The sequence below is a fragment of the Stenoxybacter acetivorans DSM 19021 genome, assembly GCF_000745895.1.
Lineage (GTDB): Bacteria > Pseudomonadota > Gammaproteobacteria > Burkholderiales > Neisseriaceae > Stenoxybacter > Stenoxybacter acetivorans.
In genome coordinates, this window is the sequence record NZ_KN050771.1 from 16,159 (window position 1) to 33,229 (window position 17,071).

Below are 17,071 nucleotides of genomic sequence, written 5' to 3' on the forward strand. Positions count from 1 at the left end.
GACAAGCCTATTCTGTATCAAACAGCATCAGACCGCTTTCCCTTTGGGAAAAGCGGCTTGATGTTGCGTTTCGGAATGTTCAGAAAAGCATTTTCAGGCAGCCTCATTCTCAATAAAACCGCTGTGTCGCAGCAAAGCATCAATTTTTGGTTTTCGTCCGCGAAAGGCTTGAAACGAAGTCATGGCGTCTCGAGAGCCGCCTGCCGCTAAAACTTCACGCCAAAAACGTTTGCCGGTGCTTGGGGCATCATTCTCTTCTTCAAATGCAGCATAGACATCAGCCGACAATACCTCCGCCCAGCTATAGCTGTAATAGCCTGCGGCATAGCCGCCGGCAAAGATATGACCAAAGGCATGGGCAAAGCGGTTGAACGGCGGCACTTTAATCACGGCAACCGCTTGGCGTACTTCTTGCAGCACCTGCTGCCAATCGGCGGCGGGTTCGCTGTAGATGCGCATATCAAACAGCGCAAATTCCATTTGCCGCACCATAAACAAGCCGCGCTGGAAGTTTTTTGCCGCCAGCATTTTGTCAAACAAAGTGCGCGGCAAGGTTTCGCCGCTGTCTTGACGGCTGCTCATTTGTGCCAAAACATCGTATTCCCACACAAAATTTTCCATAAACTGGCTTGGCAATTCCACTGCGTCCCATTCCACGCCGTTGATGCCCGACACACCCAATTCATCAACTTGGGTGAGTAAATGGTGCAAACCGTGTCCCATTTCGTGAAACAAGGTAATGATTTCATCGTGGCTTAATTGAGCGGGCTTACTGTTTACGGGCGGCGTGAAATTGCACACCAAATAAGCAATCGGTGTTTGCAATTGTCCGGCACGCGCACCGCCGACAAAACGGCGGCGGCCGCGATAATCATTCATCCATGCACCGCCTCGCTTGCCTTCCCGTGCATATAAATCCATATACACACCGCCAATAACCGCACCGCCCTGCATCAATTCATAATAACGCACATCTTTATGCCAAGTCGGCACTGATTTTTCAATCAACTGCACACCATACAAGCGTTCAATTTGTGCGAACAAGCCATGCAGCACACGGTCGGCGGGAAAATATTTTTTCACTTCGGTTTCGCTGAAAGCATATTTGGCTTGGCGCAGTTTTTCGCTGGCATAAGCAATGTCCCACGCTTGCAAGTCATGCAAACCCAAATGCTTGGCGGCAAAGGCAGAGAGTTCAGCCAAATCGCGTTCGGCATACGGTTTGGAACGCGCCGCCAAATCACGCAAAAATGCCAGCACTTCGGCAGGGGTGTCTGCCATTTTGGTGGCAAGCGACAATTCGGCATAATTGGCAAACCCGAGTAATTCGGCTTCACGTTGTGCCAATTCGAGGCGGCGGCTGATGTTGGCAGTGTTATCCCATTCGGGTTTGCCCAATTCGCTGGCGCGGGTGTTATAGCCTGTGTAAATCTGTTCACGCAAAGCGCGGTCATCGGCATATTGCATCACCGCCACATAATGCGGCATTTGTAAACCGATTTTATAACCCTGCCGCTGTTCGGCGGCAGCAGCGGCGGCAAACATGGCCAGCGCGTCTTCAGGCAGCCCGCTCAAATCATCGGCGCGGTCAAAATACAAGGCAAACGCATCGGTGGCGTCCAACACATTTTGGCTGAATTGCGCACCCAATTGCGCCGCTTCGTTGTTAATCTGAGCCAATTGCGCCTGCTGTTCGGGTGGCAGCTGCGCACCGCTTAACACAAAATCGCGCAAATCATGCGCCAATTTGGTTTGCTGTGCCGCGCTTAATTCGGAAAAAGCCGTCTCATTATTTTTAATTGCTTGAAATCGCTCAAACAATGCCAAATCCTGCCCAACGGCAGTGAAAAATTCGGTTACTGCCGGCATGAGTTCGTTATACACCGCGCGCAATGCCGGTGTATCCGCTACGCTGTTTAAATGCGACACCACGCCCCACACGCGCCCGACGCGCTCGGTAGCGTCAGTGAGCGGTTCAACTGTGTTTTGCCAAGTGATTTCGGCTTCAGTCTTAACAGCGGCAATCGCGGCTTGCGCTTCTGTAATGACTTGGGTAACGGCGGGTTTGATGTCGTCTGTGCTTATTGCGTCAAAACGCGGTTCATCTTGCAAATTCAACAGGCTGTTTTCAGGCATATTCTTCTCATAATAAGGTTACGGCTGCCAAAATCAGTTTTCAGGCAGCCTGTTTGTGGGTTAATATGGTTAACATTCAGGCATGGGTGCAACACCCAAATAAGGACAAACCCATGAAAAACAATATCCGGCCTTTTTTAAACACCGTACCAATCATCAACGAAAGTTGTTATATTGATGACACGGCGGTGGTTATCGGTGATGTGGTGCTGGACGAAAATGTATCGGTGTGGCCTTGTGCGGTAATACGTGCCGATGTGAACCATATCCGCATCGGTAAGAACAGCAATGTGCAAGACCATTGCATGCTGCACGTAAGCCACAAAAGCGACAGCAAACCGCAAGGTTCGCCTTTGCACATCGGCAGCGACGTTACCGTGGGGCATCACGTAACTTTACACGGCTGCACCATCGGTAATCGGGTGTTGGTGGGAATTAACAGCGTGGTGCTGGACGACGCGGTGATCGAAGACGATGTCATGATCGGCGCATACAGTTTGGTGCCGCCGCGCAAGGTTTTGGAAAGCGGCTTTTTGTACATGGGACAGCCGGTTAAGAAAATACGCCCTTTAACTGAAGAAGAACGGGCATTTTTGCCGTATTCGGCACAACATTATGTGTGTTTGATGCAAAACCACAAAAAACACCAAAAGGAAACAAAATGAAAATCACTGCATGCTTTGCTTTGGCATTGTCTCTGTTACTTGCCGCCTGCGCTTCCGGTACAGGTACGGCACAAAATGAATTGTACGGCGAAATTTCTGCGGGCTACGAAACGTCCCACACCAAAATCAGCCGTTAAGCAATGGGTTAATCCATTTTTGCAGCCGGAAAATAAAAACTTTCAGGCAGCCTATTGTTTCTTTCAGGTGATGCCGCGCACGATAAACCTTCTTTTATTTTATTTCACCCTGTGCAACGGCATTTCATTTTCACATCGGTACACCACCCAAACCACCCGTTCAGTTTAATTCAGCTGAATGGGTAGTTTTCAATTTACCCACTTCAATCAAGTGACTTAAAAACCATATTATCTTCATATTTCGCATCGCGGAAGTAATACTTGTTGGTATACATGCCCTGCAAAGTGCTGATATAGGGCGGATCAAGCGCAAACAAAGTATTTGGTGTTTCATGGTATCGCGCCAGTAAATCCCTGAAATCGGCGCGGACTATTTCCACGTCATTCAAAAAGCATACTTGAGATAATATAAACCAATCAATAAGCGTGTCGGTAACGGCGGTTGTCCACCTTTTTCTGTGGTGTAACATGCTTCGATTTTTTCTGCCAATCTACCCCAATTAATTCGATGAGATAATTTCACCAAAGGGTGATTTATATTAATAATTTGAGATAATTGTAACTGGAATAAATCAGGGTGATTGTTGGGTTGTTTCGGCTTCATAACTGCAAGGTTTTCTTGGTGCTTGAACAGATTTATTGCAGTGAGCTATAACATAAAATTAGTATTTATTATATAATTTTCAATTACTTGCAGATAATTCAGGAGCGGCTGCATAGCCAGCGTCTGTCTCACGAAAAGCCATTCTGTCTGACATATTTCCCCTCAGGAAATCTTTCTGAGTTCAATCAGGCAGATTGCATTGATATCCATATCAATTTCTGAATACCAGTGATTTTTCAGCCTTTTATCACTTACAGTCAAAGTTGGTTCAGAACGGCGATTGATATATTCCATTGTCTCATCATCACGATCATATCGTGTGGGTTGTAAACCATACTGGTGATACAACGCCCCGTTTTTCTGGTCAAATATCCATTGTTTTATCCGCCAGAGACCGCTGGCATTTTCAGGTAAGTCCAGTGTGATATAAAAACGTCTTGTGTAATCATTCAGCAGATGCTGTTGTAACGAAAATGCAGGGTCAATTGTCACCGGATTGATCAAAAGGAGCCTGATGGTGTCATTGTGGCTGGTAACAATGTAGTTGCACCCGGAATCAATGATATTTCCGGTGAGTCTTTCTTTTATTGACAGGACATGAAAGACAGGGCGGCGGGTTTTGCCATTGAAAAACAATGACAGACTGTCAGTTCTGATAATGTGATTGCCTGATACTTCGTTTTGTAAACGGGAGTTCAGCCAGAATCCCAGCATTGTAATCTCTTTTGGTAAGTTTAGCAGGGTATCCATCAGTAGTGCTCCCCGGAAAAAAAGACCGCTTGTTCTCAATGTATTCCCTGTCAGACTCCCCCATTGTTCAAGCCATATCGGTCGATGCAGGCCGTAATGTCTGAGTGTCTGTATCGTTGCATTAATCTGATGCAGGCCTTCCTGAACAGATCGTTCTTTTTGTGCCGAGCTGAATATATTGCCGTGGCTCTTCTGGATAATCGAAATCCCCAGAAAATGAATAAATGCCATAAGTTCATTTGAGCTAAGTATATGGTGATACTTTTCTTTCAGTAAACTGTTGTCCAGCGATAATCCAACCCTGCAATGAGGCAGTAATTGATGCAGCATACTGAATAGTTCCAGGCAGCGCTCAACAAGTTCTTTATGACTCAGTTCTGTAGGCAGGGAGCGCAAATCCAGAATAAACTGCCATTCGTTAATCTGTTCCGTCCCATAAATGACGATATTGTGTCTGATGAAACGTCTCAGCCAGATCAGGTATTCGCTAAACTGAAGGTGCGTATCTTTGGTGAAAACGGTCAGCCGAAAAAGCGGTGTAATTTTTCTTTTTTGCAAAAATCTGAAAGCAAGATCAAGTTCATCCCATACAGACCATGTTGGCATCGTTTCTCCGGTATGGATGTACTGGAGAGGTAACAAATGTTGATCCAACGGTTCGCCGCATTCCAGCAGCGAGACGGTGAATTGTTCCTGTAAACGAATAATTTGTGCCTGGATATGCTCTTTCAGCAGATCCTCCGGAGAGCGCACAGAAATCACATAATGCTGTTGTTTCAGGGGATGTCCTGTGTCTTCTCCGCAAAGGCGAACATTTATATATTCCGATTTGTTTTCATTTGATGTCGCGGGAGGGGATTGTGTCAGGAGTTCGGGTACTGTCAATAAAGAAAACAGCTCGGTTGTACTGATATCTTCAGTCAGCTCTGTTGTCATGGAGCTGGTATCACTCCTGTCGTTATAGTCCAGTGTTCCTGATTTAATTTTACGTCTGTATTCACCGGGGGTCATGTTCCAGGTTTCTCTGAACAACGCAGTAAGCCGTTTTACAGACAAAAATCCATTTTCGCTGGCTATCTGGCTGATAGGGTGCGTCGTCTGGGCGATATCCTTTACGGCGTGCCTGAAACGACAATTTGTCAGATAGTGTTGAATACTGATGCCCGTTTCCCGGCTGAATTGTCTGGAGAGATGTGGTGTGGTTATATACAGTTTTTGTGCGATATCCTGTACTTTAATATTTGTATTCCAGTGATCCTCCAGTATGTTGATTACCTTGCTGACTCTTTCACTGTACTGTGATTTTATACTGTGTGCGGATGTGGCTTTAAAATGGCGTAAAAGAATACAGCATATATCGAGAAGGTTTCTTTTTACCTCCACAGGCCAGGTTTCATGCTGTTTTTTTAACCACAGCAGTGTGGTATTGATAAGGAGGTTTCGCAGGGGCAAAATCGATTTACCACCGAGATCATTTTCAATTGAGAAACTTGACGAGGAGAAATCCTCAGATTGTTGGAGCAGCAATAATGAAGACAGGTGGAAGAATAAAACAACATTATCCTGCAATGCCTCCATATGCCATGTGACATTTCTGTTGATAATGTAAAGCGTGTCTTTTTCACAAGTAACCGAATGGGTTTCATTGTCATCTGTGCTTAGCAGAACACTTCCTTTCATGACAAATACTATTGTGATGCCGTTATTTCTAATCTTTCCGTATTTCCGAATGTTCATGAAATGAATGTCAAAATCCAGGGGTTCTTTCATGGGATTATTCTCGTCTTTTAGACAGGGGGAAGTTGTCGGGCATGTTGATACGATGAAAGCCCATCCTGACCTGTCACATCAAAAAAAACACTCTTTTTTATGACACAACCTGCTGACAACAAAAAAACAACACAATAACCACCCTTAATGTCATCAAAGATTTACCTGTTTTATGTGCTTCAGAGAGCATAGTATGAAAGAAAGCATATCATAAATCATGATAGTTTCATGATAATTTCATGATAGTTTATCTTTTAACAGGAGAATTTGTATGAATTTACAGGAATTTCTTGATGGTAATGAGGCGAAGTACATTGCGGTTCGCCAGGACATTCATCAGCATCCGGAGATCGGGCTTGAGGAATTAAGAACCTCTGATCTTGTGGCAAAGATGCTGACAGAATGGGGTTATGAGGTTCACAGAGGGCTTGGTGGAACCGGTGTAGTGGGGACGCTTCGTCAGGGAGATGGGAAACGCGTCCTGGGGCTGCGGGCTGATATGGATGCCCTGCCAATGATGGAGAACTCCGGGAAAGCCTGGAAGAGTGTCGCTGAAGGTAAGTTTCATGGATGCGGGCACGATGGGCATACTGCAACGTTACTGTTTGCAGCAGAATGGTTTGCTCGCAGCCGTAACTTCAACGGAACGCTTCATCTTATTTTTCAGCCGGGCGAAGAATTGTTGATCGGCGGCAAATTGATGATGGATGACGGGCTTTTCGAGAAATTTCCGTGCGATGCTATTTTTGCACTTCATAATATGCCCGGACTTGCAGAGGGAAGTTTCCATTTCCGTAAAGGTGCGATGCTTTCTTCTTCTGACACAATGCAGATCAATGTACACGGCACCGGCGGTCATGGTGCAATCCCCGAAAGAGCCATTGATTCAACTGTTGTTGCCTGCCATATCGTGACGGCACTTCAAACCATCGTTTCCCGTAATGTTACCCCATTCCAGCCGGCTGTTGTTACTGTCGGCAGCATCACGTCGGGAACGGTCGCCAACATCATCAGCGATACCGCCACACTAAAACTCAGTATTCGTACTCTTGATCCGGATACACGCAAACTTGTTCTCAAACGAATTGAAGAAATAGCCGTTCATCAGGCAGAAAGTTTTGGTGCCCGTGCAGATGTTCAGCATCTCAGTGGCAGCCCCGTATTGATGAATAACCCGGAAATGACGGATTTTGCCATTAATGTTGCGCGGAGTATTTTTGAACCTTCGCTGATAAATGATAACGCTTCGCCAATGATGGCCAGTGAGGATTTTGCTTTCATGCTTGAGAAGAATCCTCAAGGCAGTTACTTCTTTGTCGGAGCCGGAGATGGCTGTTCTGTTCATAACCCGGGATATGATTTTAATGACAAGGTTATGAAACCTGCCGTTAAGTTCTGGGCATCGCTAACCGAACAATTTCTTAAATAAAAAATAAATTCTTCCTGCACACCGGCATCTGATTATCAGTTTGTCTGGTGCAGGAAACATACTTAAATTGAGATTTTCTAATGAACTCTGATTCTAAAAATTACCAGGGAAATGGCCGGCTTATCCTGGGTATCGTTCTGCTGGTTCTTACATTCTGGATGTTTGCACAATCGATGCAAGCAGCCTTAATTCCATCAATTGCAAAAACGTTTGGTATCAGTAATGATCCTGCTCAGATGGATTTACTTAACTTTGCTGCTTCTCTGACCCCGCTTTTTTCTGCTGCCTGTATTGTTGCAGCCGGTGGTCTTGCTGATCGGTTTGGTCGGATGAAGTTTGCTTTCATCGGTACTGTATTGAGTGTTGCGGGTTCTGCACTGGTTGCCGTCTCTTGGAATGTTTACATACTGATCATCGGTCGTGCATTACAGGGCATTTCCGCCGCCTGTATTATGCCGGCAACAATAGCTCTGATGAAAACCTATTTTGAAGGAAAGAAACAAGCGACTGCATTAACATGGTGGTCAGTTGGTTCCTGGGGCGGGTCCGGCTTTTGTGCCATTCTCGTGGGGTTGATTGAACCCCGCCTGGGCTGGCAAGCTATTTTCTGGATCAGTATTGCTGTGGCTGTTATTGGCTTTATCCTGATGCTGGGAACGCCGGAAGTGAAGGCTGCCCCTACCAACAAGAAATTCGACACGGTCGGAGCCATGATTTTTATTGCCTCTTTGATTTGCCTTGTGCTTTCCGTATCCAAAGGCCGCAGTTGGGGATATACCGATATTCGCTTTATCGGAACACTCGCCGCAGCTATCCTGGGACTAATTACTTTTTACTACGTGGAGAAGAAAGCCGATTCACGGGGCATTGCCCAGCTTGTTGATTTCAGCCTGTTCACTTCTCGCGGTTACTTCGGGGCGACACTGTCCAATTTCCTGCTGAACGCAATTGCCGGTGCAATGGTTATTGTAAATACCTATATGCTCAAAGGCAGGGGAATGAGTACAAGTGAAGTTGCTTTAATGACGATAACTTATGCTATTGCTGTGCTGGTACTGTTACCCGTTGGTCAAAAAATCCTGTTTAAATTCGGTGGCAGATTACCAATGATTATTGGCACTGTGATTACGTTTTCCGGTGTGATTTTAATGTCCTTTACTGGTATTGAAAATCTTAGTTTATATAAAATGCTTGTTATCGTAGGGTATGCTTTATTCGGTTTGGGGCTGGGGATTTATGCTACCCCGTCAACTTATACAGCTGTATCTGCTGCACCTCAAGAAAAAGCTGCTGTTGCAGCCGGAATCTACAAACTGGCTTCTTCATTGGGCGGCGCAATCGGTGTTGCACTTTCCCTCGCAGTATTCTCTGTTTTTGATGATATAAATAAAGCCGGAGCCGCAGGACTGTGGCTGAATGTCGGGTTTGGTGTACTGGCGTTGCTGGCTATTTTATTTATTGTTCCCGGGCAAAAGAAAGTACAAAGTTAGGAGGTCTTCAAAGCTAAAGCCGAAGAAGTTATGAAGTAATGTTCTGATTTTACAGGATGACTACTGTACTGGCAGTAGTCATACCTGTCTCAGACCGGCATCTGATTGTCAGTTTGTCCGGTGCAGGAAAATATAATTAATGGACAATTTCAATGAACTCTACTAAAAATTACCAGGGAAATGGTCGGCTTATCCTGGGTATCGTTCTGCTGGTTCTTACATTCTGGATGTTTGCACAATCGATGCAAGCAGCCCTGATCCCTTCAATTGCACGGTCATTTGGTATCACTAATGATCCTGCTCAGATGGATTTACTTAACTTTGCTGCTTCTCTTGCCCCGCTTTTTTCTGCTGCCTGTGTTGTCGCAGCCGGTGGTCTTGCTGATCGGTATGGTCGGATAAAGTTTGCTTTCATTGGTACTGTATTGAGTGTTGCGGGTTCTGCACTGGTTGCCATCTCCTGGAATGTTGACATACTGATTGTCGGGCGTGCATTACAGGGCATTTCCGCAGCCTGTATTATGCCGGCAACGATAGCACTGGTGAAAACCTATTTTGAAGAAAAGAAACAAGCGACTGCATTAACATGGTGGTCGGTTGGTTCCTGGGGCGGGTCCGGCTTTTGTGCCATTCTCGCGGGGTTGGTTGAACCTAATCTTGGCTGGCAGGCTATTTTCTGGATAAGTACTGTTGTGGCTATTATTGGCTTTACCCTGATACTGGGAACGCCGGAAGTGAAAGCTGCCCCTACCGACAAGAAATTCGACATGGTCGGAGCCATGATTTTTATTGTCTCTCTGATCTGCCTTGTACTTTCCGTATCCAAAGGCCGCAGCTGGGGATATACCGATATTCGCTTTATCGGAACGCTCGCCGCAGCTATCCTGGGGCTGATTACTTTTTACTACGTGGAGAAGAAAGCCGATTCACGGGGCATTGCTCAGCTTGTTGATTTCAGCCTGTTCACTTCTCGCGGTTACTTCGGAGCAACACTATCCAATTTCTTGGTGAACTCAATTGTCGGTGCAATGGTTGTTGTCAATACTTATATGCTTAGAGGCAGGGGAATGAGTACAGGTGAGGTTGCTTTAATGACGATAACTTATGCCATTGCTGTACTGGCACTGTTACCCGTTGGCCAAAAAATCCTGTTTAAATTCGGTGGCAGATTACCAATGATTATTGGCACTGTGATTACATTTTCCGGTGTGATTTTGATGTCCTTCACTGGTATTGAAGATATTGGTTTATATAAAATACTTGTTATCGTAGGATATGCTTTATTTGGTTTAGGGCTTGGGACTTATGCTACTCCGTCAATTTATACAGCTGTTTCCGCTGCCCCTCAAGAAAAAGCCGCTGTTGCAGCCGGAATTTATAAGTTGGCTTCTTCATTGGGCGGCGCAATCGGTGTTGCACTTTCCCTCGCAGTATTCTCTGTTTTTGATGATATAAATAAAGCCGGAGCCGCAGGGCTGTGGCTGAATGTCGGGTTTGGTGTACTGGCGTTGTTGGCTGTTATATTTATTGTTCCCGGGCAAAAGAAAGTACAAAGTTAGGGAGGTCTTCAAAGCTAAAACCGAAAAAGTTATGGAGTAACATTATGGTTTACAGGATGACTACTGTACTGGCAGTAGTCATACCTGTCTCAAAGCCTTTTTTGTTTCACTGGGTGAAATTCAATTTCATTTTGCCTATCCCATTCTGTCTTTCTTTATCCTTCCCAGTCTCATTTATAGCTGTACTATTATTTTTTCAAAAAAGAAAACATAGCCTATTCAGTAGATTTCAGATAATTAGCCGTAATTTTTCTGGCTAGTCATTTTGAAAAATTTAATAGTTCAGCTATATCTTGCATGACAGGGAGGATCTATCTTAAAGGATTTCATTCAGGCTGCCTGTTATTTATTGCCCACGCAAAAACAGCGCGTCTAAGTCTTGTAAGCTCAGTTTTACCCATGTTGGACGGCCATGATTGCATTGATTGGCGCGCTCGGTGTGTTCCATGTCGCGCAGCAAAGCGTTCATTTCAGGCAGGGTGAGTTTACGACCGGCGCGTACCGAACCGTGGCACGCCATATTGGCAAGTATGCGGTTTTCTTCGGCGGCGATGTGTTGGCTGCTGCCGATGGTTGCCAGTTCTGCCAATACAGTACGGGCAAGTGTAACCAAATCGCTCTTGGCAAGCAGTGCCGGTGCGGTGTGAATGGCGAGTCGGTTTTCATCTAAAGCGGTGAGTTCCAAACCAAAACCGCGCAAATTGTCAGCATATTCAACAGCAGTTGCCATCTCTTCATGGTCGGCTGAAAAAACAATCGGCATCAGCAAGGCTTGGCTGACAAGGCTGCCTTGCTCACTGCGTTGGTGTTTCATTTTTTCATAATTCACGCGCTCTGCTGCGGCGTGCATGTCTATCAGCAATAAAGCGTCTTGACCCTGCGCCAAAATATAAATATCAGACAGTTGCGCAATGGCATAGCCCAAAGGCAGTGCGGCGACGGTTTCGTCATATCGATGATTGGTGTTATTTGTATCTTCGGGCGGGAAAATGCCGCGTTCGCGCTCCCATTGCGCCAATTCACTGTCATTTTCAATTGGATTATCCTCAATGGGATTATCAAATTTTTGCGCATCTTCTCGATAAAGTTCGGCATAGGTGTTTAAGGCCGCCTGCGATTCTTTTAAGCTCAAACCGCGCTGTATCGGCGCGCGGGCAGCTTGATACGGCACGGGGGTGCTGCGATGGCTGCCTGAAAAAGATTCGGCGGAATTGTTGTATGTGGGTAACGCCGTTTCATTTTGGGCTTCATTTGCCGTGATTTGCCGCAATACTGCGCCCGCTTGCGATAAAGACGCGGTGTTTGCGGCGTTGGTGTCTGCCAAGGCTTTGTTGAGGGTATGAAATACCAATTGGTGAATCTGCTGGCTTTGGCGAAAGCGCACTTCGGTTTTAGCGGGGTGTACGTTTACGTCCACATCAGCGGGCGGCATTTCCAAAAACAAGGCAAATGCGGGCGTTATCGCGTGATGCAGCACATCACGGTAGGCTTGTTTGACGGCGTGAAGCAGTACTTTGTCGCGCACAAAACGGCGGTTCACAAACAAATATTGCTGATTGCTTTTGCCCTGCGCAAACGTGGGCTTGCTGATAAACCCACTGAGCCGAATTGCTGCTTCTTTGCTGTCTATGCTTAATGAGGCTGCCTGAAAATCACTGCCCAGTAAGGCGGCAACCCGTTCAGCAATGGTTTGTACCGGTAAAGACAGCGTGGTTTTGTCGTTGTGTTTGAGGGTAAACGCGATGTGCGGATGCGACAATGCCAACCGTTCCGTCATGTTGAGGCAATGGGCGTATTCGGTGGCTTCCGATTTAAGAAATTTGCGCCGCGCCGGTGTGTTGAAAAAAAGCTCTGCCGCTTCAATGGTTGTACCGACGGCGCGGACGGCGGCACGGGTTTCACCCAATACACCGTCTTCAGCGTAAACACTGGCGGCAATATCGGCATCGGCGGTGCGGCTGGTTAAGGTGAGGCGGCTCACCGAGGCAATGCTCGCCAACCCTTCGCCGCGAAAACCCATGCTTGACACGGTTTCCAACTCGCTCAAATTATGGATTTTACTGGTGGCATGGCGGTGCAAAGCCAGCGCGATTTCATCAGCAGGAATGCCGCTGCCGTTGTCCGCAATAATCAATCGTTTGATGCCGCCGCCTGTGAGTGCGATGTCAATTTGGGTCGCACCTGCATCAATGCTGTTTTCCAGCAATTCTTTTAAGGCGTTGGCAGGGCGTTCCACTACCTCACCGGCGGCGATTTGATTGACCAAATGATCGGGCAACAGGTTAATATGATTCATGTGTGCTTCAATATCTTTTTAAATATTTGATGATGGCATTATTGCACCGCTGTCTTTTCCCGCTTGGCAAGATAACGATGCCGAATAATTTCAATCACAACAGGGACAACAGATAAAATAATAATCGCCAATAAAATTAAAGATAAATTATCTTTAACGATAGGCAATTGTCCGAAGAAATAACCGGCAAACGAAAATAGCAGTACCCACATCAACGCACCAATAATGTTATAGCGCAAAAACCGTCCGTAATGCATGTGTCCCATGCCCGCCACAAACGGTGCAAATGTACGGATAATCGGAATAAACCGCGCCAAAATAATGGTTTTCCCGCCATGCTTGGCATAAAAGGCTTCCGTTTGCAGTAAATACTTGCGCTTAAATATTTTGGAATCGGGATTGGCAAATAATTTCTTCCCAAAATATTTACCGATACTGAAATTGGCGGCATCACCCAACACGGCAGCGGCAAACAATAATGCCACCATAAGATAAATATTCATACCGCCCACCGCCGCAATGCTGCCGGCGGCAAATAATAAAGAATCACCGGGTAAAAACGGTGTTGCCACCAAACCGGTTTCGCAAAAAATAATCACAATTAAAATGGCATAAATCCATACGCCGTATTGATGACTTAATTGTTGTAAATGTTGGTCGATGTGCAGAATAAAATCAATCAAAGCACCGATGAATTCCATAACGAAGCAGTATATGATGAGAATAAGCGCATTCTAGCCGAATTTGATTGGCGGGTAACAGTAAAAAACAGGCTGCCTGAAAACTTTCAGGCAGCCTGTTTTTAATCAGCAGAAACAATCTGTTAAACCAATGCAGCAACGTCCATACCAAACATGGCGCGCGCGGTATTGAGCATTTGACAGCTGAAGCCCCACTCGTTGTCGTACCACGACAACACTTTTACCATATTGCCGTTGGACACTTTGGTTAACGTGCTGTCAAAAGTGGAGGCTTGTGTGGTGTGGTTAAAGTCCATTGATACCAAAGGCAGCGTGTTGTAAGCAAGTATGTGCTTCATCGTGCCTTCACTCGCGGCTTTCACCAGCGCATTCACTTCTTCCACCGTGGTATCACGCGCGGCTTCAAAAGTTAAATCCACCAAAGACACGTTAATGGTTGGCACACGCACGGCAAAACCGTCGAGTTTGCCTTTCAATGCAGGCAATACCAAACCCACGGCCTTTGCCGCACCGGTTTTGGTGGGAATCATGTTTTCCACCGCACTGCGGGCGCGGCGCAGGTCGCTGTGGGCGTTATCGGTTAAGAGCTGGTCGCTGGTGAAAGCATGAATGGTGGTCATCAGCCCTTTGGTGATGCCCAAGCCGTCATGCAAGGCTTTTGCCACAGGCGCCAAGCAGTTGGTGGTGCAAGAAGCGTTGGATACCACTGTCATGTCTGCGGTAAGCACATCATGGTTCACACCGTAAACAATGGTGGCATCAACATCGTTGCCGCCGGGCGCGGAAATCAGCACTTTTTTTGCACCTGCGTTTAAATGGGCTTGGCATTTTTCTTTGCTGGTAAACGCCCCTGTGCATTCAAACACCAAATCCACGCCCAAATCGCGCCAAGGCAATTGGGCGGGGTCGCGGGTAGAGAAAACCGGAATTTTGTCGCCATTTATCAATAAATGATTTTCATCATGAGCAACGGCTGCCGGAAAGCGGCCATGTACCGTATCAAATTGGGTGATGTGTGCATTGGTTGCCAAATCACCGGTAACATTTACCGCCACAATTTCAAATTGGTGGCGCAGATTGTATTCATAAATGGCCCGCAAAATCTGGCGACCAATGCGACCATAACCATTAATGGCAACTTTCAAACTCATGGGATTGTTCCTTGGGGTGTGTCGTTGTTGTGTCAATCAAATTCCTAAATTGTACGCTTTTTGCCTTTGGCTGTGTATGGTGAAATAGTCATTCGTGTTTTTATTGCGTCCTAATTATAAATATTGCATCAGATTGTGAGGGGATTTTTGCGTCAGCCCGAGTGGAAAAAGGGAAAACAGGCGTCTGTTTGATCAATGCGCAACAACCGTGTACCTCAAAAAGCGCCCGCAAGATACGCAATATTTAATTGAAGGCACAATACTTTGTTAAAAAACAAAAATTACCGAAAAAAATCATTTGTTTTGAAAACAGATTGAATTCTGTCAAGAAAATAATCCCAATTCGTGTTTTGCATGCGGTCTAAAATCAGCAAAAATAAATTAATTTTAAAAATTCTATTTTTATTAAAATTAAATTTATATTTTTAATTAAAAATTAAAACATCTGTTCTTTTTTAAAATAAAGATGTATTTTTTGAAAATTTCTATTGCACTGCAAAAATAATTTGGTTAAGGTTAAGTCTCTTTTTGTTAAGCCACCCGTGCTGAATATTGCATTGGCTTGAAAATTTTCTGTGTTGCATTAAGCCTTAGGAGAACGATTATGAAACAAATCACCGCAATGATTAAGCCGTTTAAACTTGATGATGTCCGCGAGGCTTTGGCTGAAGTGGGTGTTCAAGGCATGACTGTAAGCGAGGTCAAGGGTTTTGGCCGTCAGAAAGGACACACTGAAATCTATCGCGGCGCAGAATACGCGGTGGACTTTTTGCCGAAAATCAAAATCGAAATCGTGTTGTCTGACGACATGGTGGATCGCGCCGTTGAAGCCATTGTTCAGGCAGCCAATACCGGCAAAGTGGGCGACGGTAAAGTATTTGTTTCACCGGTGGAACAAGTGATCCGTATTCGCACCGGTGAAACCGGTGAAGCGGCGGTTTGATACCAAAACTTTTTGGGGGTTAAAAATCATGAAAAATATGATGAAATTGCTTTCGGCAACTGGGGGGTTACTGCCTGCCGCCGCTTTCGCCGAAGGAGTCGCCGATTGGTGGCAGCCATTGTCTGCCATTGACTCGGGGGACACCGCTTGGGTAATGACTTCCGCCGTTTTGGTATTGTTTATGACCATTCCCGGCATTGCCTTGTTTTACGGCGGTATGGATCGTAAGAAAAATGTGCTCGGCACCATGATGCACAGTTTTTCAATTGCCGCTTTGGTCAGTGTATTGTGGATGATCGTCGGCTACTCACTGGCATTTACGCCGGGCAACGCTTTTATCGGCGGCTTAGACCGTTTCTTTTTGAGCGGCATGGGTTTGGATTTGGCAAAAGAAGTCGGCACAATCGCGCCGAATGCGGGTTCTGTTCCCGAAAGCGTGTTTATGTTCTTCCAAATGACTTTTGCCGTGATTTCCACTGCCATTGTTACCGGTGCATTTGCCGGTCGCATGAAATTTTCTGCCATGCTGTTGTTTTCCGGTGCATATTCCCTGTTGGTGTATGTACCTGTGGCACACTGGGTATGGGGCGGCGGCTTTATGGCTGCAGGCGGCGTGATGGATTATGCCGGCGGTACGGTTGTGCACATCAATGCCGGTGTTGCCGGTTTGGTGGCGGCTTTGGTGATTGGTCCGCGCTTAGGCTACGGCAAAGAATCGATGGCACCGCACAATATGGCTTTCACCTTAACCGGTGCTGCCATGCTGTGGCTGGGTTGGTTCGGTTTTAACGCAGGTTCTGCCGTTGCCGCCAATGCGTCAGCCGGCATGGCAATGGCAGTTACCCAAATTGCCGCCGCCGTTGCCGCATTAACTTGGATGCTGTGTGAAAAGCTGGCAGGGCACAAACCCTCTGCTTTGGGCTTGGCTTCCGGTGCGGTAGCCGGTTTGGTGGGCATTACGCCTGCTGCCGGTTTTGTCGGTCCGCAAGCGGCTTTGGTTATTGGTATTGTTACCGCAGTCGGCGCGTATCTCGCTTCTGTCGTGCTGAAACGCAGATTGGGTTATGATGATTCTTTCGACGCATTCGGCATTCACGGCTTCGGCGGCATCATCGGTTCAATTTTAACCGGCGCATTGTTCTCCAATATGATTTTTGGCGGCGATGCCGCCATTGGCAGCCAATTGTGGATTCAAATCAAAGACGTCATCATCAGCGTGGTGTACAGCGGCGCGGTCAGCTGGATTATTCTGAAAGCAGTTGGTTTAATTTGCGGCGGCTTGCGTGTGGAACGCGATGAAGAGCGCGAAGGCTTGGATTTGGCTATACACGGCGAACGTGTGGAATAAACATCGCTTGGTAAGATAAAACCCCTTTGCATTGAACTGCACCCCGAAAGTTGGACACCCAACCCAACTTTGAGGTGCAGTTTTTTTTTATT

Annotated in this window: 14 protein-coding genes; 7 read left to right on the forward strand and 7 right to left on the reverse strand. The window is 46.3% G+C overall.

Features of this window, described 5'->3' with window-relative positions; genetic code table 11:
• Window positions 1–93: 93 nt before the first annotated feature.
• On the reverse strand, window positions 94–2,136 hold the full coding sequence (locus Q384_RS11140; RefSeq protein ID WP_037588217.1) for a M3 family metallopeptidase: 2,043 nt from the start codon (window positions 2,134–2,136) through the stop codon (window positions 94–96).
• A gap of 113 nt (window positions 2,137–2,249) precedes the next feature.
• Between Q384_RS11140 and Q384_RS11145 the strand changes: the two genes are divergently transcribed.
• Window positions 2,250–2,801, forward strand: coding sequence for a gamma carbonic anhydrase family protein (locus tag Q384_RS11145; protein ID WP_037588358.1), 552 nt, complete (start codon window positions 2,250–2,252; stop codon window positions 2,799–2,801).
• Window positions 2,798–2,938 (forward strand): hypothetical protein, encoded by a 141-nt coding sequence (locus Q384_RS13695; protein WP_169740864.1) that lies wholly within the window; start codon window positions 2,798–2,800, stop codon window positions 2,936–2,938. The genes Q384_RS11145 and Q384_RS13695 overlap by 4 nt, the downstream gene beginning before the upstream one ends.
• A 203-nt stretch (window positions 2,939–3,141) precedes the next feature.
• Here Q384_RS13695 and Q384_RS11150 read toward each other — a convergent pair whose 3' ends face one another.
• The 3 genes from Q384_RS11150 to Q384_RS11160 form a co-directional block, all read right to left on the reverse strand.
• Complete coding sequence (locus tag Q384_RS11150) at window positions 3,142–3,408, reverse strand: hypothetical protein (RefSeq protein WP_156956563.1); 267 nt, start codon at window positions 3,406–3,408, stop codon at window positions 3,142–3,144.
• Window positions 3,324–3,542 (reverse strand): transposase, encoded by a 219-nt coding sequence (locus tag Q384_RS14575; RefSeq protein ID WP_037588223.1) that lies wholly within the window; start codon window positions 3,540–3,542, stop codon window positions 3,324–3,326. Before Q384_RS14575 ends, Q384_RS11150 begins: the two co-directional genes overlap by 85 nt.
• Before the next feature lie 162 nt (window positions 3,543–3,704).
• Window positions 3,705–6,062: a helix-turn-helix transcriptional regulator gene (locus Q384_RS11160; protein ID WP_037588225.1), complete on the reverse strand. Its 2,358-nt coding sequence runs from the start codon at window positions 6,060–6,062 to the stop codon at window positions 3,705–3,707.
• 271 nt (window positions 6,063–6,333) lie between these two features.
• Here Q384_RS11160 and Q384_RS11165 point away from each other — a divergent pair, with 271 nt between their 5' ends.
• The 3 genes from Q384_RS11165 (at window position 6,334) to Q384_RS11175 (ending at window position 10,540) form a co-directional block, all read left to right on the forward strand.
• A complete protein-coding gene (locus Q384_RS11165) occupies window positions 6,334–7,491 on the forward strand; it encodes a M20 aminoacylase family protein (protein WP_037588227.1) in 1,158 nt (385 codons plus the stop codon).
• 80 nt (window positions 7,492–7,571) lie between these two features.
• Entirely contained in the window at window positions 7,572–8,981 is a 1,410-nt protein-coding gene (locus Q384_RS11170) for an MFS transporter (protein ID WP_037588229.1), read from the forward strand.
• 152 nt (window positions 8,982–9,133) lie between these two features.
• The gene (locus Q384_RS11175; RefSeq protein WP_037588230.1) at window positions 9,134–10,540 is read left to right on the forward strand and encodes an MFS transporter; all 1,407 of its coding nucleotides are present in this window, start codon (window positions 9,134–9,136) and stop codon (window positions 10,538–10,540) included.
• Window positions 10,541–10,886: 346 nt separating this feature from the next.
• Here Q384_RS11175 and mutL read toward each other — a convergent pair whose 3' ends face one another.
• The 3 genes from mutL to gap form a co-directional block, all read right to left on the reverse strand.
• Entirely contained in the window at window positions 10,887–12,836 is a 1,950-nt protein-coding gene (mutL, locus tag Q384_RS11180) for a DNA mismatch repair endonuclease MutL (protein WP_037588231.1), read from the reverse strand.
• A gap of 38 nt (window positions 12,837–12,874) precedes the next feature.
• Window positions 12,875–13,537, reverse strand: a complete 663-nt coding sequence (locus Q384_RS11185; RefSeq protein WP_037588232.1) for a DedA family protein — start codon at window positions 13,535–13,537, stop codon at window positions 12,875–12,877.
• Between the two features lie 122 nt (window positions 13,538–13,659).
• Window positions 13,660–14,688 carry a type I glyceraldehyde-3-phosphate dehydrogenase gene (gene gap, locus Q384_RS11190; RefSeq protein WP_037588234.1) on the reverse strand — a complete coding sequence of 343 codons (1,029 nt, stop codon included), beginning with the start codon at window positions 14,686–14,688 and terminating at the stop codon, window positions 13,660–13,662.
• Window positions 14,689–15,292: 604 nt separating this feature from the next.
• Here gap and Q384_RS11195 point away from each other — a divergent pair.
• Both Q384_RS11195 and Q384_RS11200 read left to right on the forward strand, forming a co-directional pair.
• Window positions 15,293–15,631 carry a P-II family nitrogen regulator gene (locus tag Q384_RS11195; protein ID WP_037588235.1) on the forward strand — a complete coding sequence of 113 codons (339 nt, stop codon included), beginning with the start codon at window positions 15,293–15,295 and terminating at the stop codon, window positions 15,629–15,631.
• A gap of 40 nt (window positions 15,632–15,671) precedes the next feature.
• Window positions 15,672–16,979 carry an ammonium transporter gene (locus Q384_RS11200; RefSeq protein ID WP_037588236.1) on the forward strand — a complete coding sequence of 436 codons (1,308 nt, stop codon included), beginning with the start codon at window positions 15,672–15,674 and terminating at the stop codon, window positions 16,977–16,979.
• The last annotated feature ends 92 nt before the right edge of the window (window positions 16,980–17,071 follow it).

Bases quoted from the DNA above. Each gene is read 5' to 3' on its own strand.
- Q384_RS11140 (WP_037588217.1), bottom strand. From the start codon at position 2,136: ATGCCTGAAAACAGCCTGTTGAATTTGCAAGATGAACCGCGTTTTGAC.
- Q384_RS11145 (WP_037588358.1), top strand. From the start codon at position 2,250: ATGAAAAACAATATCCGGCCTTTTTTAAACACCGTACCAATCATCAAC.
- Q384_RS13695 (WP_169740864.1), top strand. From the start codon at position 2,798: ATGAAAATCACTGCATGCTTTGCTTTGGCATTGTCTCTGTTACTTGCC.
- Q384_RS11150 (WP_156956563.1), bottom strand. From the start codon at position 3,408: ATGTTACACCACAGAAAAAGGTGGACAACCGCCGTTACCGACACGCTT.
- Q384_RS14575 (WP_037588223.1), bottom strand. From the start codon at position 3,542: ATGAAGCCGAAACAACCCAACAATCACCCTGATTTATTCCAGTTACAA.
- Q384_RS11160 (WP_037588225.1), bottom strand. From the start codon at position 6,062: ATGAAAGAACCCCTGGATTTTGACATTCATTTCATGAACATTCGGAAA.
- Q384_RS11165 (WP_037588227.1), top strand. From the start codon at position 6,334: ATGAATTTACAGGAATTTCTTGATGGTAATGAGGCGAAGTACATTGCG.
- Q384_RS11170 (WP_037588229.1), top strand. From the start codon at position 7,572: ATGAACTCTGATTCTAAAAATTACCAGGGAAATGGCCGGCTTATCCTG.
- Q384_RS11175 (WP_037588230.1), top strand. From the start codon at position 9,134: ATGAACTCTACTAAAAATTACCAGGGAAATGGTCGGCTTATCCTGGGT.
- mutL (WP_037588231.1), bottom strand. From the start codon at position 12,836: ATGAATCATATTAACCTGTTGCCCGATCATTTGGTCAATCAAATCGCC.
- Q384_RS11185 (WP_037588232.1), bottom strand. From the start codon at position 13,537: ATGGAATTCATCGGTGCTTTGATTGATTTTATTCTGCACATCGACCAA.
- gap (WP_037588234.1), bottom strand. From the start codon at position 14,688: ATGAGTTTGAAAGTTGCCATTAATGGTTATGGTCGCATTGGTCGCCAG.
- Q384_RS11195 (WP_037588235.1), top strand. From the start codon at position 15,293: ATGAAACAAATCACCGCAATGATTAAGCCGTTTAAACTTGATGATGTC.
- Q384_RS11200 (WP_037588236.1), top strand. From the start codon at position 15,672: ATGAAATTGCTTTCGGCAACTGGGGGGTTACTGCCTGCCGCCGCTTTC.